Below are 21011 nucleotides of genomic sequence, written 5' to 3'. Positions count from 1 at the left end.
ACTTTTAACTTAAATCATAACAAAAGTCGTAAAAGCAGCTGAATCAGCGATTCAGCTGCTTTTACGACTTTTGTTTTCTCAAGTATCGCAAAGTGCCATTTTTAATGTAACGCTGAAATTTTTGGTATAACGGATCAAAAATTTGGGGTTCATCGCTATTTGACATCATGATTTTAGGAAAGAAGAAGCGTTCATCACCTTGCAATGTACCATTCAATGAACGTACAAGAGGACTCAAATGTGATAATTCGATTAATTGCCCATCGTCTTGCATAATTTCAATTTGACTGTTAGCATTTTTACCAGTCGGTTTATAAGCATCATAAGGTTCATCAAAAGCTGAATTGGTATCGGTGTAATAATTTGGATCAAAACCAGCCTGTTTGATTAAATCTTTTAATTTTGGCAGCAGATTTTTGGTTTCTGGATTGATACAAACACTGGCTAAAGGTTTTCTGAAGAGATAGCGCCTAGTTAAATCAGATAGAATTGGATCGCTGGCTTTTGTCCACATTGAAAAATTAGTTTCCATTACGCCATCATCTAGCTCCAAGTAATCATCAAGCGTCCAGTCATTAGCCAGAAATTTTGCTAAACTAGGAGTAACTGGCAAATTCCCTTGTTTGTAAATGATTTTGGCTCTTTCAAGCAAATGCTGTAAAATAACTTCCATCGAACGACCGACTCTGTGGAAATAAACCTGTTGATACATTTGATAACGAGAAACAATATAATCTTCAACAGCATGCATTCCCGCCATTGTAAAGCAAATTCCCTCACTATATGGGCGAATTTCTTGCAAAATTCTAGATAAATCGAACTTTCCATAAGTAACTCCAGTGAAGTAAGCATCGCGTTGCAAGTAGTCCATTCTATCGGCATCTGCTTGACTAGAAATCATTTTGACTACTTGTGGGTTAGGGTAAGTTTTAGCAATAACGCTGGCTACAAGACCTGGAAAATTTGGTGAAACTGTCCGCAGGACTTGATTAATTTCTGTGTTTGAGTCAGTGATAATCTTTTGACCAATTTTTTCATGGTTTGTATCAAAAAGATGTTCGAAAGTATGTGAATACGGTCCATGTCCAATATCATGGAGAAGTGCAGCACATTCGACTAATAATCTGTTATTATCGTCCCATAGACCATCACCAGGCCTGTGTGATGGATATTTTTTTGCAAAAATATTGCAAATTCTGCGAGTTAATTCATAAACGCCCAGATTATGTTCAAAACGTGTGTGTGTTGCACCAGGGAAAACATATGCAATGGGACCAAGTTGCTTAATTCTGCGCATTCTTTGAAAATCCTGGGTTTTCAGGATATCAAGTATAACTTTGTCTTCAATGTGGATGTACTCGTGAACTGGATCTCTTAAAACTACTTCTTTTTTAAGTTTAATGTTATGAAAATTTGGCATATGAAACCTTCTAAGATAGCTGAATTAATTTGATATTACTTACTTAATTATAGCAAACTTAAGAGTTTTAGTTTAATATCATTGTTCTTTTGCTTTTTTTTATTAAAATTAAATAATAAGTTTTGCCAGTTTTGGCAAATGTGCTCATAATTATAATGGCATAAATAACAATAAAGAGATAGGTGATTAAATGAACTATATAGGCAAAAAACTAAAAAGTTTACGCCAAGAGTTAGGATTGACGCAAACAGAAATGGCAGCTGACGTCATTTCTGTTTCATTTTATTCTAAAGTAGAACGAGGCCTAAATGATATCGGGACAAATGACTTTCTAAAAATTTTGCAAAAACATGATGTTGATCCGAAAGATTTTTTCAATGACTATGAAAATAAAAAAGAAAGTAAGAAAAAGTTGATTATTCTGATAAACAAATTCATGAAAGTAGCTTACACAGAAAATAATTATGAAATGACAAAAATTATTAAAGATTTTGAAAAAATTAACCCACAAACTCCGTTTGTTAAATTTTCGATTATGCTTGCTAAGCTAATTGTCAAAACTCAGGATAAATCAGGTTTAAAAAAATTAACTAGTGACCAAAAAAATAGTATTAGAAATTTAATTTTTAAAGAAAGCTATAGTGATGAAGAATATTATAGAATTATACTTATTGCCAACTTAATGCAGGTATACAGCGTAGATGAAGCTACTTTTTTTGTTAAAAATATTATAAGACGTTATCAAAATATAAATAAACTAGATAAAAAAATTGAAGTTGCTTTAAGTGTTTTACTTATTAATTATGTAGATTGGTGCTTTAAGAAAAATAAATTTGATTTATGTAAAGAGCCTCTAAATTATATAAAACAGATGCCTAACAATATAGAGCTGGCCTTTTCTAAAATTTTGGGACTTTATTTTGCAGAGTTAATTGGTGGAAATAAGGAAAAAGGTGAAAATATCAAAGAAGTTTTATATGAATCTGGCTATAAATCAATAGTCAAAAGAATGTAAAAAATATTTCAAATATGAAAACTTAAATACTTGCAGATGCATATGTTATAAAATGGATTTAAAAATAAATTAGTGAGAAATTTGAAGGGAGGGAAGATCATGAATCTTTTAAGAGGATTAATTATAATAATGCCGGATCCGTAACGGATAAAAATAAATAATTTTGAAAGCTAATTTTGCTACAGTTTGGGTGAGATTAGCTTTTTTGTGTACACTATTTTGTGAAATAAAATTAAGTACGTTTAATAACTTTTCTTAATTATTTAGTTACCTTACTCACAATATCTGAATTTAGAATTATAATTAAGTTGTCTATATCAGAGACTTTTATATGGAGTCTTAGTAATGAATAATGAACACAATTTTAAATGGGATGCTGTTTATGATGTGATAGTTTTAAGTTTTGGTGGAGCTGGTGCCACATCTGCCAGGTTTGCGGCAGACAGTGGTGCTAAAGTTTTATTAGTCGACCACAGTGCGCCAGAAGGTCATGAGGGTGGTAATACACGCTATGCTGGCCAAATGGTGGGGGCTGGTACAGATTATGAAGCTTTAAAAAAGTACCATGAAAATTTGGCGGCACCTTTGAAGCCAGACAAAGAACCATTCATCAATTTAATTGAAGGAATGGCTAATATGAGTGAATATTTTGAAAAATATTTAGGTGTTAAACCAGTTAGCATGAAGAAATTGCTGGCTGGGACTCCTTCGACCAAATATGTGACCGAATATCCTGAATTGCCTTATGTTGATTACTTAGTTCATAATGGCACAAGTGATGCTGCTTTGTGGAAACTTTTACGCCAAAAAGTACTAGATCGTTCAGAAAAAATTACTGTTTGGTACAGTAGTCCAGCTAAACATTTGATCCAAGATGGTGGTTCAAAAATTGTTTTAGGTGCTCAAATTGAACGAGATCATGTCTTACGCAACATTAAAGCAAATAACGGCGTAGTTTTGGCTGTCGGTGGTTTTGAAAATAATAAGGGAATGATCCAGACGTTTTTACAGTCTTCTTATTTGTCACCAATTGGTTCTCTGTACAATAAGGGTGATGGCATTAAAATGTTGGAAGAAGTAAATGCGCAGTTGTGGAATATGCGGTCATTTGAATCACTTGGTCAATTTCATGGCCTTTCACCAAGGCAAAAAGAAGGCATTCGTTCGACATATGCTCTAAATGTTTTTTGGTTAGAAATAGCAAAAGGTAGTGCAATCGTTGTTGGTGAAGATGGTAGTCGTTACTTCAATGAAGCAGAACTAAATCGACATGGTCATATTTATAATCATGGTGATTGGGTAGTGCCGTTGAATCAAAACCATCCGTATATGATTTTTGACCAGGAAAAATATGAAGAACTTCTAAATGAACCAGATGATGGTCTTAAAGTGCCTCATTTCTTGGATAATATTATTAAGGCTAATTCAATTGCTGATTTGGCTTCAGCAATTGGCAAGGATCCAGAAGTTTTGTCTCAAACAATTTCAGAGTTCAATTTTATGGCGCAACAAGGAAAAGACTATGCTTATCACCGCGATCCTGCTACTCTGCGTGCGTTTAGTCAAAATGGGCCATTTTATGCAATTGCCTTGAGACAAAATATGCTTAATACTCAAGGTGGCGGCCGGCGTGACGGTCATGCTCAAGTACTAGATCCAAATGGGACTCCAATCCCACATTTATTTGAAGCAGGAGAATTAGGTTCACCATTTGTTAATAAATATACTACTGGTGGTAATATTGCAGATTGTTTAATTTCTGGTAAAATCGCTGGAGAAAATGCTGCTGTTGCTAAACAGGATATGTCTAGAATCGGTACAGCGGATCTAAATAGTGCACCAATTAATGATAATTTTGTTGCTTCAAGTGATGAAGGCGCTCAAAAATTCAAAGTTGGCCCTAATCAATATTTAGGATATAGTAATCAAGGCATGGGTGATGGCGTGGTTGTCAGAACCACCTTGGATGAATCAGGCAAGATTGCGGATGTCGAAATTTTGAAGCAAACTGAAAGTGATGACTACGGCTCAAAAGCGGTTAAAGAGTTACCTCAAAAAATGGTTGAGCAAAACACCTACGATGTCGACGCTGTTTCTGGAGCATCAGAAACCAGCAGAGCAATAAAAGAAGCTTTCAAAGATTCTTTAAATAAGGCAGAGAGAAAGTAATAGATTTTCAAACGCACCTGTAAAATGCATTATTTGCAAGTGTGTTTGTTATACTAAAGGCTATAACTGTTTAAGGCAATATACATTTTTAAAAGACGAAGAGGTTTCGTCTTTTTTGTTTGCTAAAAATTTCTTACTTTCGTGACCTCGCCAGCATTAAAACTTTTTAAACCTGTTTCAGTTTCTAAAACTAAATTTGCCTGTTGCGTTAAGTCTGTCACCTTTCCTTGTATTATTTGTTTGCCCACTCGCAATACTACCTCATGATTCATTAGTGCCAGCTTCTTTTTGTATTTAGGTAAAAAATTGCTTTGATCAAAATGAGGAATAAATTCTAATAAATTTTCTGTAATTTGTGCGATAAATTGACAAATTTGCTTTTCACTAGGGATTTTTGTTAGTAAGTTGCCAGCTGTTTTTAATTCATTATGCAAATGATCCTGGTAAAGATTGCAGCCAATCCCAATAATGGCAACTTGGGGCTGTGATACTTCAACCAAAATACCAGCTATTTTTTTACCTTTAAAAAGCAGATCATTCACCCATTTGAATTGAGTATCTAGATGAAATACCTCTTTAATAGCCAAATACAGTTGCCATGCAATACCTGTAGTTAATAATCCTTGATTCTGCCAGTTCAATTGCGGCACTTCGATAACTAGTGATAGATAAATACCTCCTTTTTGTGAAATAAAGTGCCGACTTTGTTTACCATAGCCGGAAGTTTGCTCATCACTTCCGTATAGCACGGGACCTGAATATCCCTTAGCAGCTAGTTTTTGTTTTGCATACAAGTTTGTGGAATCGATGCTTTCCCACCAATTAATTTCTAGTTGAAATTTGTTCAACAATATTTTGAGATATTCTTGTTTTTTTGAACTATTCATTAATAATCTATCCTTATACCCAATTAAATTTGTAAAAATACTTTGATATTCAAACTATTTGTTTTTAGAGTTTTTTAAAAAATACTTGCCTTGATAACGCAAATAAACTAATATTGCAAAAAGGAGTTTGACATTTAGTAAATAATACCATATCATACTCTAATAATTTATTTTGAATATAAAAGTATTTAAAGGAGATGCTAAATGTTGGTATAAAGCGAGATTATTTGAAATAAAAATTTAAATTATAGCTTTATATATATTTATAAATTAGTATCAAGAGTTTATTAGTACAGTTTATATAGTTGAGTAAGAGGTGATGCTATTGGAGATAAGTTTAAAACGCATCAATAATCTTTTGTCTACAGTTTATTCGGATATTATGAAAGTCGAAGAACGTGAATTGCGAAAAAGTGAATTTAAAGACATTTCACTAAGAGAATTACATGCAATCGATGCGATAACTATGTATGAACACAAGACCAGTTCCCAAGTAGCAAGTGAATTGATGGTAACAGCAGGTTCGCTGTCAACAATGGTCAATAATTTGGTGCGAAAGGGCTATGTCATGCGAATAAACGGTGAAGATGACAGGAGGATAATCCGACTGGGCTTAACTAGTCGGGGTCGTTTAATTTATCGGGCGCACGATTCATTTCACCGCCATATGGTAAAAAAGTTTATTGCAGGCTTTGATAATGAACAGGTGGCAATTATTGAACGTGCTCTGTTGAACCTGCGTGCTTTTCTTGAATTTCCGGCCCGAATTGACTATAAAAGGAGCGTTAACTGATGAGCTTAAGAATTAGTCAAACTGCTCATTACGTTCCCTCTAAGGTAATTACCAATGATGACTTAGCGCAGATAATGACTACCTCAGATGAATGGATCTCTTCAAGGACAGGAATTAAAGAAAGACATGTAGTTCAAGGTGAACAGACTTCGGATTTGGCTTTAACTGTTGCTCAACAGCTTTTACAAAAAGCTGATCTCAAGCCTGAACAATTAGATTTTATTATTGTGGCAACTATGTCGCCTGATTATCTGACACCTTCAATTGCAGCAATTGTGCAGGGGAAACTGCACGCTGGCAAAGCATTGGCATTTGATATTAATGCAGCTTGTTCTGGTTTTATTTATGCTTTGGCAATTGCAGATAAATTGCTAGCTGGATCCTATCAACGAGGATTAGTTATCGGAGCAGAAGTTTTGTCAAAGTTGATAGATTGGCAAGAGCGTTCAACTGCTGTTCTCTTTGGGGATGGCAGTGGTGGCGTGTTAGTTGAAAAAAGTTCTAAAGCAGAAGGAATAGTTGCTGAAGATTTGGCAGCTTTTGGAGAATTGGGAGCAAAATTAACCGCAGGGTACCAACCTTTATGTTCACCGTATAGTTCGGATAAGATTGCAAAACACAAGAAATACTTTGAGATGGATGGTAGAGCTGTTTATGACTTTGCTACTCATGAAGTACCTAATTCGATTAGGCGGGTTTTAGTTAAAGCAAACTGGAAAAAAGATGATGTGCAGTGGTTTTTGCTCCATCAAGCAAATGGACGCATTATTTCCGCAATAGCAAAGCATCTAAATATTCCGGAAGAAAAATTTTTGGAAAATATAGCCAAATATGGCAATACTTCTGCTGCCAGTGTGCCAATACTGCTGGATGAAGCAGTTAATTCTGGCATCATTAAGCGCAATCAAAAACTGATTTTAAGTGGCTTTGGCGGTGGTCTGACGGCTGCCAGCATTGCCTTAAATTTTTAAAAACAATAAAGATAATTTATTTAGAAAGAGAAATCAAATGACTGAAGAAGAAATTTTTAACAAAGTAAAAGAAATTATCGTTGCACAAACCGGAGAAGACGAAAGTGCTGTCACAGCCCAATCCAATATAAAAGACGATTTAAATGCTGACAGTCTTGACGTGTTTGAAGTGATTAATGAACTAGAAGATGAATTTGACATCAAGATTGAAAGTGAAGAAGGTATTGAAACGGTTCAGGATTTAGTTGATTTTGTTAAAAAACAACTGGCAGCGAAAGAAGGTTAACAAATGGAATTAAGTCCATTTATGAAAAAACTGGGTCTTAAATACCCAATTTTTCAAGGAGGCATGGCCTGGGTTGCAGATGGCAAGCTGGCTGCTGCAGTTTCAAATGCTGGTGGCTTAGGAATTATTGGTTCAGGCAATGCTCCGGGAAAAGTGGTGGCTGACGAGATTGAATCAGCTAAATCACTAACCAAAAAGCCTTTTGGTGTAAATGTGATGCTGCTTTCACCTTATGCAGATGAAGTGGTCAAGGTGATTTTGGCCAATAAAGACAGTGTTGCAGTTGTGACAACTGGAGCAGGCAATCCGGCAAAATACATAGAAAAATTAAAAGATGCTGGTATTAAAGTGATACCAGTTGTTGGTTCTGTTGCCTTGGCTAGAATGATGGAACGTGTAGGTGTTGACGCTGTTGTAGCCGAAGGGATGGAATCAGGGGGTCATATCGGAAAATTAACAACGATGGCCCTTGTACCACAAGTTGTAGATGCAGTTAAAATTCCCGTAATTGCAGCTGGAGGAATAGGCGATGGTCGCGGTATGGCTGCTGCATTCATGTTGGGTGCTGAGGGCGTGCAAATGGGCACTCGTTTTTTAGTAGCAACTGAATCAAAGATACATCCCAATTATAAAAAAGCTGTTTTACGTGCCAAAGATGCCAGTACTTTAGTCACTGGTGAATATGCGGGCCATCCTTTACGGGTGTTAAAAAATAAGATGGCTAAAACATATATTGGACTTGAAAAAGAAGAAGCATTAAAGCCACATCCTGATTACGACAAGTTGGAAGAACTGGGAACTGGTAGTCTGCGAAGAGCAGTAATTGAAGGCGATGCCGAAACCGGTTCATTTATGGCCGGAGAAATTGCAGGTATGGTAAAAAAGGAACAACCTGCTGCTGAAATTCTGGCTGAAGTTTATAGTCAGGCGGATAAATTGCTAAATGGGGAAAGATAGGCAAAATGATTTGTTTACTATTTAGCGGTCAAGGTGCTCAAAAAACTGGTATGACATATGATTTATTTCAAACTGAACCGCACTACCGCAAGATCGTTGCTACAGCAAGCAATATATTACATTTGGACTTGGCAGAATTATTATTTGATCCAAAAAAGGCAAATGAGCTGGCGCAAACGCGTTATGCCCAACCCGCTATTTTGACAATGAGTTACGGCTTGTACCAAATTATTAGCGAAAATGCTGATTTTAAAAAATTAGGTATCGGACTTAGCCTGGGTGAATATAGCGGTCTTGCCTGTGCTGACTACTTAGAATTTAAGTCAGCACTTCGTTTGATAAAAAGACGCGGTGAGCTTATGCAACAAGCAAGCAGTCAAAATCCAGGAATTATGGTGGCTGTCATGAAGAGTTCTTTAGCAAATGTTGAATTAGCTATCAAAGATGCCCAAAAAATAGGTCTGATTGGGATAGCAAATGTTAACACTCCTAATCAAATTGTTGTTGGTGGTGAAAAAGATGCAGTTCAAAATTTGCGTGAACAACTTGAAAAAGACGGTGCGCGTGTAGTTCCACTAAAAGTAAGCGGTGCTTTTCACACACCATTAATGAAATCAATTCAAGCAGCTTTGAAAACTGAATTGAACAAAGTTGATTGGCATAATGGCACTTTTCCAATTTATAGCACTACGACCCAAAAAGAGTTTGCACCTGACAACCTTGTTTCGACTTTAACGGAGCAGCTAGTTTCGACTACCTATTTTGCAAAAACTTTGGCTCAGCATAGTCAAGATATAACTGCGGTTGTTGAATTAGGACCAGGTAAAACTTTGCTTTCTTTTGCACGAAAAATTCTTAAAGGAATTCCAACTTATCAAACAGATAGCGTGGCCAATATGCAAGAAACAGTTTCTGCTTTAAAGGAGTTTAATTCATGAAGTTAAAAGATAGTGTGGTCTTGGTTACTGGTAGTTCACGCGGTATTGGTCTGGCAATTGCTCAAGCTTTTGCCAAACAGGGAGCAAAAATAGTTTTAAATGCCCGTAAACCAATTAGTTCTGAAGTCATTAGTCAGTTTGAAAAAGATCATGTTGAAGTGATGGATATTAGTGCCGATGTAACAAAAGAAGAAGATGTAAAAGAAATGATTGCGAAAATTATCAATCATTTTGAGCATCTGGATGTTGTGGTCAATAATGCCGGTATTGTCAAAGACGGACTGCTTAATCGCATGTCTAAAGCAGACTTTCAAAGTGTAGTTAACACCAATTTGATTGGCACCTTTAATGTCATTAAACAGTCACTGAGACCGATGTATAAGCAGAGAAACGGCTGTTTTATTAACTTAGCGAGTGTAGTTGGTTTGACAGGTAACATTGGTCAAGCTAATTATGCTGCTAGTAAAGCAGGAATTATTGGCTTAACTAAATCTGTTGCTAAAGAAGCAGCGCTGCGCAATTTGCGCTGTAACGCCATTGCTCCAGGGATGATTGATACACAAATGACCAGAAGTCTCAGTGAAAAGATCCAGCAACAATTAGTTAAGGAAATTCCACTGAAACGATTAGGCCAAATTGAAGAAATAGCACAAACCGCAGTTTTTTTAGCTCAAAATGACTATATTACTGGTCAGACGATAACCGTAGACGGCGGATTGACAATGCAGTAAGGAGTAAGTAATGACAAGAGTAGTAGTTACAGGTTTGGGTGCCTTAACACCTATTGGTAATGACGTTGCCAGTTTTGAAGCTGGACTCAATAGTCAAAAAATTGGTTTTGAGCCGATCACTTATTTTGATGCTGATTCAAGTGGGGTCACTCTGGCTGGGCAACTGGACAATTTTGACCCATTGCTTTTTTTAACTAAAAAAGATACTAAACGCATGGATGCATTCACACTATACGCTATGTATTCAACGGCACAAGCCATGGAACAAGCAGGAATTGATGAGAAAAATACCAATAGTGAACGTTTTGGCGTAATTTGGGGCACAGGAATTGGCGGACTAACTACCATCCAGGAACAAGTCATTAAATGGCACGAAAAAGGTCTGGATCGAGTGTCGCCAATGTTTATTCCGACTTCAATTGCTAACATGGCAGCAGGCAATATTTCTATTCGTTATCATGCTCAAGGAATCAGTACCACAATTGTGACTGCCTGTGCTTCGAGTACAAATGCAATCGGTGAAGCTTTCAGACAGATAAAAGATGGCTATGCTGATGTCATGATTGCCGGTGGCTCAGAAGCTGCAATCAATGAAAGTGGAATAGCCGGTTTTGCTGCAATTTCAACATTGTCCACGACAACGGATCCTGAAAAAGCAAGTATTCCCTTTGATCAAAATCGTAACGGTTTTGTGATGGGAGAAGGTGCAGGCTCTCTTGTTTTAGAATCGCTAGAACATGCTCAAAGTCGTGGCGCACATATTTTAGGTGAAATTGTCGGTTATGGGACTAGTTCCGATGCATACCATATTACGTCTCCTGATCCTAGTGGCAGCCAGGCTGCAAGAGCAATGGAACTGGCTCTTAGTGAAGCTCAAGTAAGCCCTGAGCAAGTGGGCTATATCAATGCTCATGGGACAAGTACCAAAGCAAATGATTGGGCTGAGTCTAAAGCAATTAATCAGGTTTTTGGTCAGAATAGCAATGTACTTGTTTCAAGTACTAAAAGCATGACAGGTCATTTACTAGGTGCAGCAGGGGCTATTGAAGTCATTGCCACAATTTTGGCCCTTAATTCAGAATTATTGCCGATTAATGTAGGAGTAACCCAGCAAGATCCTGACTGTAAAGTTAATTTGGTCAACAAACAAAATTGTCAACAAAAAATAGATTATGCCATCAGCAATTCATTTGGTTTTGGTGGACATAATGCGGTGATTGCATTAAAAAGGTGGGATGATTAAATGACTTTTGAAGAAATTGAAAAATTGATCGCAGAAATTAATCAAAGTGATATCACCAAACTGGATTTGGACTTTAAAGGTGGCCATATTAAGATTGACAAAAGTCAAGCTACACCGGTAGAAATTAGTGAAGAAAGGTCAAGTGGTCAACCAGCTGCTAAAGAGACGCATGCAACTGCTCATCAACCACTTGGCAAGATAGCTGCACCTAAGGAGAAAACTTTAAAAATTAAGGCACCACTTGTTGGCATAGTTTATTTACAAGCAAGTCCAAAAAAACCTCAATATAAAAAGCCGGGTGATCATGTCAATAAAGGTGATGTGGTGTGCGTTATTGAAGCAATGAAAATGATGACTGAAATTAAAAGCGACTTTACAGGTACTATTGATAAAATTTTAGTTACAAATGAACAAGTGGTTGAATATGATCAACCACTGATAACGGTTATTCCAGAATGAAGGAAGCAAATATGAGTGAACCAAAAAAGTTTCATACTTTAGATAGCGTGCAGATTCAGGCTATTTTGCCTCACCGGTTCCCAATGTTGTTAATTGATCAGGTCTTAGATTATGAGCCCGGTAAATATGCTGTTGCTCAAAAAAGCACCACAATTAATGAAAGCTATTTTCAGGGACATTTTCCGGGTAATCCAGTAATGCCGGGTGTTTTGATAACTGAGGCTTTAGCACAAACTGGTGCAGTTGCGTTGTTGACGATGCCAGAATTTAAAGGAAAAACTGTCTATTTTGGTGGTATCAAGAATGCTCGCTTTAGAACAATGGTTAAGCCGGGAGATACCTTGAATTTAACAGTTAAGTTGGATAAGTTGCGTGGAAATGCTGGGATTGGCGAGGCCAAAGCAACTGTTAAAGATAAAGTTGCCTGTACTGCCCAGTTAATATTTGCAATTCAGTAAAGTGTGACATTATGTTTAAAAAAATTTTGATAGCGAATCGTGGAGAAATAGCTATAAGGATAATTCGGGCTTTACGCGAAATGGGAATTAAGTCGGTTGCTGTTTATTCGACGGCCGATAAACATGCCCAACATGTTAAAGAAGCTGATGAGGCAATATGTATTGGTTCTCCCCAACCGGCCGATTCGTATTTAAATATGCAAAATATTGTCAGTGCGGCTGTCTTAACTGGAGCAGATGCAATTCATCCAGGATACGGTTTTTTATCAGAGAATCCTGAATTTGCTCAAATGTGTGAAGAATGCCACCTGGTTTTTATTGGTCCCAAGTCAAAAACCATTTCTTTAATGGGAAATAAAGCTAATGCCCGGGAAATGATGCGCAAGAATAATATACCTGTTATTCCTGGAAGTGATGGGATTGTTAAAAATGCTGCAGCTGCAGTGAAAATTGCAAATAAAGTGGGCTACCCCGTAATGCTCAAAGCTGTTGCCGGTGGTGGCGGAAAAGGAATAAGACGTGTGACTCAAGCTGCTGACTTAACAGAAGCATTTAACCAGGCACAAGAAGAAGCCAGAATTTCTTTTGGAGACGACAGAATGTATCTGGAAAAAATTATTTCACCAGCCAAACACGTTGAAGTACAGATTATGGCTGACAAATCCGGACATGTGGTGGCACTTCCCGAAAGAGATTGCTCAATGCAACGCAACCAGCAAAAAGTGATTGAAGAAACACCTTGTTCACAAATCAGTGCAAAAGAAAGAGACTATTTGCAACAGATAACTGTTAAAGCAATAAAGGCAATAAATTATGAAAATGTCGGTACTATCGAATTTTTAATGGATCCTGACCATCATTTCTATTTTATGGAGATGAATACTAGGATTCAGGTTGAACATTCAATTACTGAAGAAGTTGCTCAGATTGATCTCGTTAAAGAACAGGTTAATATTGCTGCAGGCAAAGATCTGAGCATATCTCAAGAAGATGTGCATGTCCACGGTGCTGCAATTGAAGCTCGCATTAATGCAGAGGATCCTAGCAAAAATTTTTGCCCCCAGGCTGGTAAGATCGCAAAAATGGTATTGCCTAGTGGACTGGGTATTAGGATTGAAAGTGGAGTTAACAGTGGGGATACCGTTTCACCATTTTATGATTCGATGATTGTTAAAATTATTGCACATGCAGCTAACAGGCAAATGGCAATTAAGCGTTTGATTGATGCACTAACAGAATTTGAGATTAAAGGTTTAGTTACTAACCGAGATTTTTTGATTGCTTTGCTTAACGATGATAAATTTCAGACCGGTACATATTTAACAACGTATATAGATCAAGAATTTTTACCCGATTATCTTTGGCAACTAAGACATAATGAAAAGGAAGCGCAGGTTAATGGCAATTAGATTTGCAAGTCATCCCCACAGTGCATTAAAAAAGTATCAGGAAAATGTTCCTAAAGGTATTTTTAGGATTTGCCCTAAATGTGGCAGTAAATTTTATTTTCATCGTGCTGGTAAATATCAGCTGTGCCCTAATTGTGGCTACGGTTTTCGGGTAACTGCCAGAGCTCGCTTGAAAATGCTGACAAAGGACTTTACGGAATGGGATGCAGATTTAGCGACTACTGATCCACTCGATTTTCCAGATTATCAGGCTACAATTAAAAAAATGCAGTCCAAAACTAAACTTAAGGATGCGGTTTTGACCGGTCAAGCCAATATTGCCGGTTACGAAACTGCTTTGGGTATTATGGATCCGGTGTTTATAATGGGCAGTCTAGGAACAGCCACTGGTGAGCGAATAACTCGCTTGTTTGAACAAGCAACCACCAAGAAATTACCTGTTGTTTTGTTCACTGCTTCAGGTGGTGCCAGAATGCAAGAGGGAATTCATTCACTAATGCAAATGGCTAAAATCTCACAGGCAGTTAATGACCATCGCGCAGCACATTTGCTTTATGTCAGCGTAATTATGGATCCAACAACTGGTGGTGTCACTGCCAGTTTTGCTTCGCAGGCAGACATTATTTTAGCTGAGCCTAAAGCTTTATTAGGTTTTGCCGGACGCAGAGTCATTGAACAGACTATTAATAAGAAACTGCCACCGGATTTTCAGACAGTTGAGAATGCTTACCAAAATGGCTTTATTGATAGTATTGTCCCTCGTGATGAACAGGTAGCCAAACTTGGTCAGATACTTAAAATTTTTGCTGCAGAAAAATGGGAGGCTCAAGTTCATGGCGAATGACAAAATTTTAGCCATCATGGATGGGGCAAGAAGTGACCATAAAAGTAACATGCATCGTCTGGTAATCCAACTGTTTCCCGATTTTTTTGAAATGCACGGAGACCGTACAAGTAGTGACGATGCCGCCATAATCGCGGGTTTTGCAACTATAAATGATATGAGTGTCTGCGTTATTGCAACTAATAAGGGCCAAGAATTAAAAGAGCGCATGGCAACTAATTTTGGCAGTCCCTTGCCCCAAGGTTATCGCAAAGCACTGCGGGTAATGAAAACAGCTGCCAAAATGAGTATTCCCATTGTCACTCTTATCAATACGCCTGGTGCATATCCAGGAGCAGAAGTTGAAAAGAATGGTCAAGGACAGGTTATTGCTGCTAATATTAGTGAGATGTTGCAGTTAAAGGTACCAATTCTAACTATTATTATTGGTGAAGCCGGCTCAGGTGGAGCGTTGGCCTTGGCTTGCAGTGATGAAGTCTGGATGCTGGAACACAGCATGTATACAGTTTTGTCACCTGAAGGATTTGCTTCAATTATGTGGAAAGATGCTAAACTAGCCACAAAAGCTGCAGAAATAATGCACATTGAACCTGAATGGTTAAAGAAACAGGGCATAGTTGAACGGGTTTTGCCTGAACAAGTTTTAGAAAACCAAGCAGAGGGACTAAAAGAATTAATAGGACAAAAACTAAAAACATTTCAAATTGAAAATTTGGTAGATTTACTAGATAAAAGACATGTAAGATACCGCAAGTTCTAAAAGAATTTAACCTAATTAATAAAAAATATATTGCTTTAAATATTTAATTAGTTTTTAATTAAAATAGAATTTTAACAGAACTAGCGCGAAACGAGAAAAATTATGCTAGAGAAAAAACCATACTTATTGTCACGCTTAGTTAGTGGCTTGGGCAACTCGCTTTATGGCATGGTTTTTATTTGGTGGATCCAAATTCAAACCAAAAGTTCAACTATGGTTGGCATTACTAATGCTATTTTCACAATAACTGCTGCTCTTTCTATTTTTTACGGTCCTTTTATTGACAGTCACTCTTTCAAGAAAACGAGCATCTATTCTATGGTGATTCAAGTAATCTTACTGTTTATGCTTACAGCTGTGATTATTTATTTTAGCCAAAGTTATATTTTAGCCATTATTATTGCTGGATTACTATCAATTTGTGATGAATTTTTTAACCCTGCTGATCGCGCTATTTTAAAAGAATCTATTCTGGATGAAACAGAAATGACCAGTATTATTTCCAAGATTAATATCGTGGATCAACTGGTAAATGTTGGTGGTTCTGCACTTTCTGGTGCATTATTGGCTTTTATGGCAAGCGGAGACATTATTTTAGCTTGTGCCTGCTTGAGTTTACTAGGGCTGTTATTGTTAATTGCAGCTCTGAGAAAAATACCTGTTCATAATGCAGTTAAAGAAAAAGAAAGTCAGACTGAAGGCTTAACTAAATATTGGCAAAAAATTTTAAGCGGCTACAGTTACATTAAGAAAAACGTCTTTTTATTGCACTATCTTTGGTCTGGCTTGCTTTATTCGTTTGCACAACCAGCAATGATTTTAATTTTACCGCGTATAGCCGCAAAAGCGGGACAGCCGGCACTTTATAGTACTTTCTACATATGCATACTGGCGGGAATAATACTGGGAGCCTTAATAGCCGGAAAAATGAAAGCAAGAATTATAACAGTTGGCTGGGCTTGGACTATTAGCGCCATACCGCTTATTTTGATGTTGTTTTCTTTAAAAAACATGGTACTTTTTGGTATTTTGCTTTTTCTTTTTGGTCCTGCTACCAGTATTCATAACGTTCTTGCAGAATCTGTCATTCAGACTTCCACAGCAGATAATTATTTGGGGCGGGTTTTAACCACAATCAGAACTTTTGCCAATATTGGTGGACCCGTTTCGTCAGTTGTTTCTGGCATAATTCTTGATCATGTTGGTGAAAAATTTATTATTGTTCTTTGTGCGAGCTTAATTATCATAGGCGGCACAAATATTTTGCTGGCAATACCCAAAAAAACTAATTAAAGTAATTGCTGGCTTAAAAAAATAATTTGATTTATAATATTTTTTGCTAAAATTAAATGAAAAATCAAGACATATTTGTCAATCAACATGGTTGGCTTTTTTATTTCAAAGAATCAAGTATATGACTAAAGTAAAAATTGATTTTACTAGCAAAATAACCCAAGGCAAAGATAGTGAAACTTTCAAGAAAACAGCTGATGGCGAATTAGTTGAATCTGCCGGCAATACCAGAGTTTCATATTTGGAAGATGGCAAAATTCCCGTTAAGATATTAATTAAAGTAGGTAATGTGATTATTAGGCGGGGAACTGACAGAAATAACTACTCACAACTCCATTTTGTCGTTGGCGAACGTAAAGACTGTCGCTATGTGGCACAAGGCTATCAAATGGATCTCAAAAGTACGACTGAATTTATTAAATTTTTCCCTAAAAATGATGGTTCAAGAGAACTTCAGATTGAATATAACCTATATAGTGGTCTATACTTAATAGGTAACTATGCCGTCACATTGATTTTTACTTGAACGCCTAGTAAAATAAGAAAGACTGTTTAAGAGAGAGGAATACATTGTGGGATTAAACGACTTTAAAAATAAAAATCGCAATGAATTATCAATGATTGAAGTTGCTCGCGCAATTTTAGAAGATAACAATAAGAGAATGGCTTTTGCAGATATTGTTAATGCAGTGCAAAAGTACTTAGGCGTCAGCGATGAAGAAATAAGGGAACGTTTGCCCCAATTCTACACTGACATGAATACCGATGGTGAATTCATTTCGATGGGTGAAAATGTGTGGGCTCTTCGTTCATGGTTTCCTTATGAATCTGTAGATGAAGAGGTTAATCACCCTGAAGACGAGGATGAAGAAGATACTCGGACACACCATAAAAAAGTTAATGCCTTTTTAGCAAGTGCTACAGGTAGCGATGATATCATTGACTATGATAATGATGATCCGGAAGACGAAGACTTGGATGCCACTGCTGATGACGAGCCGGATGATTTTGATGATGACGATGAATATGTCAATACCGATGATGACGATGATGAAGACTTGCCAGATGGCATTGAGGGTCAGTTGTCTGAATTGAATGATGATGACGACGAAGATGACGATGAATAATTTTCTTGACTTTGTCTCCCAAAATAGATAGTATTTTATTTGGGCACGTTATGTGCGTTTAAGCTCCCGTATGGGAGCTTTTTTATTTTTGATTATTCTTATTTTTTGCAAAGGAGTTTGGGCTAATGACAAAATATATCTTCGTTACTGGCGGTGTCGTTTCTTCACTAGGTAAGGGCATCACTGCCTCTAGCTTAGGTCGATTACTAAAAAACCGCGGTTTAAAGGTGACAATGCAAAAGTTTGATCCGTATATTAACATTGACCCCGGAACAATGAATCCTTATCAACATGGGGAAGTGTTTGTCACTGATGATGGTACTGAGGCGGACCTTGATTTAGGACACTACGAAAGAATCGTTGACGTACGCACCAGCAAATATTCGAATGTTACTACCGGTAAAATTTATAAAGAAGTACTGGAAAAAGAGCGGCGCGGGGACTACCACGGTGCAACTGTTCAGGTCATTCCCCATATTACAGACATGATTAAGCAAAAAATTATGCGTGCTGGTCTGACTACTGATTCAGACGTTGTTATTTCAGAAATTGGCGGTACTGTTGGTGATATCGAATCAACTCCTTTTATGGAAGCTATCAGACAGATGCGACGTGAAGTTGGTGAAGAAAATGTCATGTACATTCACTGTACTTTAGTACCTTACCTGCATGCAGCCCAAGAAATGAAAACAAAGCCGACACAACATTCAGTCGCTGAACTGCGTAGTATTGGAATTCAACCTAATATGTTGGTGTTACGTGCTGAAATGCCAATTGATCAGGAGCATAAGGATAAAATTTCCAATTTCACTGATGTGCCAGTTGATCGTATTATTGAATCAATTAATGCACCATCACTTTTTGACTTGCCATTAGCTTTTCAAAAGCAGGGGATGGATCAAAAGGTCTGTGATTTTCTCCATATTAAGAGTCCTAAGGATGAAGCTGATATGGCTGAATGGCAAAGGCTTGATGACCGGGTTAAAAATTTACAACACACTACCACGATTACTCTTGTTGGTAAGTATGTTGAACTTGAGGATGCCTATATTTCCGTTACAGACGCCTTGAAGCATGCTGGTTATGCCTACAATACTGATGTCAAAATTAATAAAGTGCAGGCAGAAGACGTGACTGAAGATAATATTGCCGACTTTATGAAAGATTCTGATGGTTTAATCGTTCCTGGTGGTTTTGGTTCACGCGGTTTTGAGGGAATGATTACAGCAATTAAATATGCTCGGGAAAACGATATTCCGTTTTTAGGAGTTTGCCTGGGGATGCAGATGGCGACTGTCGAGTTTGCGCGTGACGTTTTAGGGTATAAGGACGCTAATACCACCGAAGCAGATCCTAAGACTAAGCATAATGTAATTGACATTATGGCTGACAAACGTGATGAAGAAAATATTGGCGGAACCTTGCGTTTAGGTCTTTATCCAGCAACCTTGAAGAAGGGGACAAAGACTGCTGCTGCGTATGATAATCAAGATGTCATTCAGGAGCGTCACCGTCACCGGTACGAGTTTAATAATGAATATCGTGAAGCATTTGAAAAAGCAGGAATGACTTTTGCCGGAGTATCACCAGATAACCACTTAGTTGAAATTATTGAATTGACTAAAAACAAATTCTTCATTGCTGCACAATATCACCCTGAATTTTTGAGCCGACCACAAAGGCCGGAAGGATTATATAAAGCATTTATTGGTGCTGCATGTGGTCTTCCTGAAGAAAAGCTTTAATTGGCAAAGTTGAATAATACAAAAACCAGATTTTTGGGTGAGGGAAGGCAAAGGTCTTCTCTTGTTTTTTCTGTTAAATTCCTATAACATTATTATGACTAAACGAAATAGAAAAGGATTTTTTCGCCAATGAAGCAAATGATAATTCATGGTGGAAAGCCCCTGCAAGGTGATGTCTGGATCGGTGGTGCCAAAAACTCGACTGTTGCTTTAATTCCAGCATCAATATTGTCGCGTACACCAGTAACTTTGGAAGGTGTTCCAAGGATTGCAGATGTTGACAACTTAATGGATCTGCTCAGTGAAATGGATGTTGTGAGTGACTTTCACAATACAACATTGCGTATCAATCCAGAACACATTAAGATGAGCCCATTGCCAAGTGGTAAAATCAAGAGTTTGCGTGCATCCTATTATTTTATGGGTGCACTTCTTGGCCGTTTTGGTAAGGCTGTTGTGGGCTTCCCTGGTGGAGATGATATTGGTCCCCGCCCCATAGATCAACATATTAAGGGATTTGAAGCCTTAGGCGCATGTGTAAAAAATGAGAATGATCAAATAAAAATCACTTCCCCTGCAGAGGGACTTCATGGTGCTACTATTCATTTAGCAATGCCTTCTGTAGGTGCAACAATGAATATAATAATGGCATCAGTAACTGCTCAAGGACAAACTATTATTGATAATGCGGCTAAAGAACCTGAAATAATTGATTTAGCTACTTTTTTAAATAATATGGGTGCAGTCATTAGAGGTGCCGGGACCGATTCTATTAGGATTGAAGGCGTTGAACGTCTTGAAGCCAAGACTCCTCATACAATTATTCCGGATCGAATCGAAGCTGGCACTTATATTTCTCTTGCTGGTTGTATTGGTAACGGCATCTGTATTCACAATATTATTGAAGAACACCTTGATTCTTACTTAGCTAAAGTAGAAGAAATGGGTGTGGTAATTGATGCCACAGAGGATTCGCTTTTTGTTTATCCAGCCGGTGATTTGAAAATGACGCAAATTCGCACCGCATCTTATCCCGGATTTGCGACAGATTTGCAGCAGCCGGTGACTCCGCTTTTGCTTTCCGCCAAGTCTGGTGAAGGTGTCATCATTGACCAAATCTATCCCAAAAGAATTGGACACATTGAGCAATTACGCAAGATGGGTGCGGATATTAAGGTTGAGGACAATATTATTTTGGTTCATCCTACTGCTAAACTTCATGGTACTACGGTTTCTGCTGGAGAAATTCGTGCAGGAGCTTGTTTAATGATAGCAGGTTTGATGGCGGATGGTACAACCGTTATCAACAATGCTGGCAATATTTTACGAGGCTATGATCGCGTTCAAGAAAAACTACGTTTGCTGGGGGCAAACGTAAAAATTCAGGATGTGCCTAATGAATAATTTAATGGTAACTGAATAATAATTGAGTGGGCTAATCATAATGATTAGCCTTTTTGTTTATATTTTAAAATTATAAAAAGTACTTTATTTTTTCTTTTGTAA

General features: G+C 37.4%; 21 protein-coding genes. 19 read left to right on the top strand and 2 right to left on the bottom strand.

Annotated elements, in window-relative coordinates:
• Positions 1-61: 61 nt before the first annotated feature.
• Positions 62-1420: an HD domain-containing protein gene (locus tag ERK18_RS01090; RefSeq protein ID WP_187153930.1), complete on the bottom strand. Its 1359-nt coding sequence runs from the start codon at positions 1418-1420 to the stop codon at positions 62-64.
• A gap of 190 nt (positions 1421-1610) precedes the next feature.
• On the opposite strand from ERK18_RS01090, the gene ERK18_RS01085 reads away from it, so the two are divergent.
• On the top strand, positions 1611-2435 hold the full coding sequence (locus ERK18_RS01085) for a helix-turn-helix domain-containing protein (RefSeq protein WP_187153929.1): 825 nt from the start codon (positions 1611-1613) through the stop codon (positions 2433-2435).
• A 345-nt stretch (positions 2436-2780) separates the two neighbouring features.
• A complete protein-coding gene (locus tag ERK18_RS01080) occupies positions 2781-4604 on the top strand; it encodes an FAD-binding protein (protein WP_187153928.1) in 1824 nt (607 codons plus the stop codon).
• 122 nt (positions 4605-4726) lie between these two features.
• Here the strand turns inward: ERK18_RS01080 and ERK18_RS01075 are convergent, their stop codons facing one another.
• The gene (locus ERK18_RS01075) at positions 4727-5491 is read right to left on the bottom strand and encodes a biotin--[acetyl-CoA-carboxylase] ligase (protein WP_187153927.1); all 765 of its coding nucleotides are present in this window, start codon (positions 5489-5491) and stop codon (positions 4727-4729) included.
• A gap of 382 nt (positions 5492-5873) precedes the next feature.
• Between ERK18_RS01075 and ERK18_RS01070 the strand changes: the two genes are divergently transcribed.
• From ERK18_RS01070 to ERK18_RS00990, 17 genes are all read left to right on the top strand, one after another.
• Positions 5874-6284: a MarR family winged helix-turn-helix transcriptional regulator gene (locus tag ERK18_RS01070; RefSeq protein WP_390885847.1), complete on the top strand. Its 411-nt coding sequence runs from the start codon at positions 5874-5876 to the stop codon at positions 6282-6284.
• The gene (locus ERK18_RS01065) at positions 6281-7255 is read left to right on the top strand and encodes a beta-ketoacyl-ACP synthase III (RefSeq protein WP_187154252.1); all 975 of its coding nucleotides are present in this window, start codon (positions 6281-6283) and stop codon (positions 7253-7255) included. The genes ERK18_RS01070 and ERK18_RS01065 overlap by 4 nt, the downstream gene beginning before the upstream one ends.
• 37 nt (positions 7256-7292) lie before the next feature.
• Positions 7293-7541: an acyl carrier protein gene (locus ERK18_RS01060; protein WP_038523954.1), complete on the top strand. Its 249-nt coding sequence runs from the start codon at positions 7293-7295 to the stop codon at positions 7539-7541.
• Between the two features lie 3 nt (positions 7542-7544).
• Positions 7545-8498, top strand: a complete 954-nt coding sequence (gene fabK, locus ERK18_RS01055; protein WP_187153925.1) for an enoyl-[acyl-carrier-protein] reductase FabK — start codon at positions 7545-7547, stop codon at positions 8496-8498.
• 5 nt (positions 8499-8503) lie between these two features.
• Positions 8504-9436 carry an ACP S-malonyltransferase gene (locus ERK18_RS01050; protein WP_187153924.1) on the top strand — a complete coding sequence of 311 codons (933 nt, stop codon included), beginning with the start codon at positions 8504-8506 and terminating at the stop codon, positions 9434-9436.
• Positions 9433-10167 carry a 3-oxoacyl-[acyl-carrier-protein] reductase gene (fabG, locus tag ERK18_RS01045; protein ID WP_187153923.1) on the top strand — a complete coding sequence of 245 codons (735 nt, stop codon included), beginning with the start codon at positions 9433-9435 and terminating at the stop codon, positions 10165-10167. The genes ERK18_RS01050 and fabG overlap by 4 nt, the downstream gene beginning before the upstream one ends.
• A gap of 10 nt (positions 10168-10177) precedes the next feature.
• Positions 10178-11410 (top strand): beta-ketoacyl-ACP synthase II, encoded by a 1233-nt coding sequence (gene fabF, locus ERK18_RS01040; RefSeq protein ID WP_187153922.1) that lies wholly within the window; start codon positions 10178-10180, stop codon positions 11408-11410.
• Positions 11411-11869 (top strand): acetyl-CoA carboxylase biotin carboxyl carrier protein, encoded by a 459-nt coding sequence (accB, locus tag ERK18_RS01035; RefSeq protein WP_187153921.1) that lies wholly within the window; start codon positions 11411-11413, stop codon positions 11867-11869.
• A gap of 11 nt (positions 11870-11880) precedes the next feature.
• Positions 11881-12327, top strand: a complete 447-nt coding sequence (gene fabZ, locus ERK18_RS01030; protein ID WP_187153920.1) for a 3-hydroxyacyl-ACP dehydratase FabZ — start codon at positions 11881-11883, stop codon at positions 12325-12327.
• A gap of 11 nt (positions 12328-12338) precedes the next feature.
• Positions 12339-13736, top strand: a complete 1398-nt coding sequence (locus ERK18_RS01025; RefSeq protein WP_187153919.1) for an acetyl-CoA carboxylase biotin carboxylase subunit — start codon at positions 12339-12341, stop codon at positions 13734-13736.
• Positions 13726-14580: an acetyl-CoA carboxylase carboxyltransferase subunit beta gene (locus ERK18_RS01020; protein ID WP_187153918.1), complete on the top strand. Its 855-nt coding sequence runs from the start codon at positions 13726-13728 to the stop codon at positions 14578-14580. Before ERK18_RS01025 ends, ERK18_RS01020 begins: the two co-directional genes overlap by 11 nt.
• The gene (locus tag ERK18_RS01015; protein ID WP_187153917.1) at positions 14570-15340 is read left to right on the top strand and encodes an acetyl-CoA carboxylase carboxyltransferase subunit alpha; all 771 of its coding nucleotides are present in this window, start codon (positions 14570-14572) and stop codon (positions 15338-15340) included. The genes ERK18_RS01020 and ERK18_RS01015 overlap by 11 nt, the downstream gene beginning before the upstream one ends.
• 102 nt (positions 15341-15442) lie before the next feature.
• Positions 15443-16633: an MFS transporter gene (locus tag ERK18_RS01010; protein WP_187153916.1), complete on the top strand. Its 1191-nt coding sequence runs from the start codon at positions 15443-15445 to the stop codon at positions 16631-16633.
• Between the two features lie 121 nt (positions 16634-16754).
• Positions 16755-17159 carry a YwiB family protein gene (locus tag ERK18_RS01005; RefSeq protein WP_187153915.1) on the top strand — a complete coding sequence of 135 codons (405 nt, stop codon included), beginning with the start codon at positions 16755-16757 and terminating at the stop codon, positions 17157-17159.
• Positions 17160-17205: 46 nt separating this feature from the next.
• Positions 17206-17760 carry a DNA-directed RNA polymerase subunit delta gene (rpoE, locus tag ERK18_RS01000; RefSeq protein ID WP_187153914.1) on the top strand — a complete coding sequence of 185 codons (555 nt, stop codon included), beginning with the start codon at positions 17206-17208 and terminating at the stop codon, positions 17758-17760.
• 125 nt (positions 17761-17885) lie between these two features.
• Positions 17886-19505: a CTP synthase gene (locus tag ERK18_RS00995; RefSeq protein WP_187153913.1), complete on the top strand. Its 1620-nt coding sequence runs from the start codon at positions 17886-17888 to the stop codon at positions 19503-19505.
• 129 nt (positions 19506-19634) lie between these two features.
• The gene (locus ERK18_RS00990) at positions 19635-20909 is read left to right on the top strand and encodes a UDP-N-acetylglucosamine 1-carboxyvinyltransferase (protein WP_187153912.1); all 1275 of its coding nucleotides are present in this window, start codon (positions 19635-19637) and stop codon (positions 20907-20909) included.
• Positions 20910-21011 lie beyond the last annotated feature (102 nt).

Origin of the sequence: Lactobacillus kimbladii (genome assembly GCF_014323605.1) — a bacterium.
GTDB classification, from domain to species: domain Bacteria; phylum Bacillota; class Bacilli; order Lactobacillales; family Lactobacillaceae; genus Lactobacillus; species Lactobacillus kimbladii_B.
The sequence above is the reverse complement of the archived record's forward strand: the minus strand, read 5'-3'. Positions and strand labels throughout refer to the sequence as shown.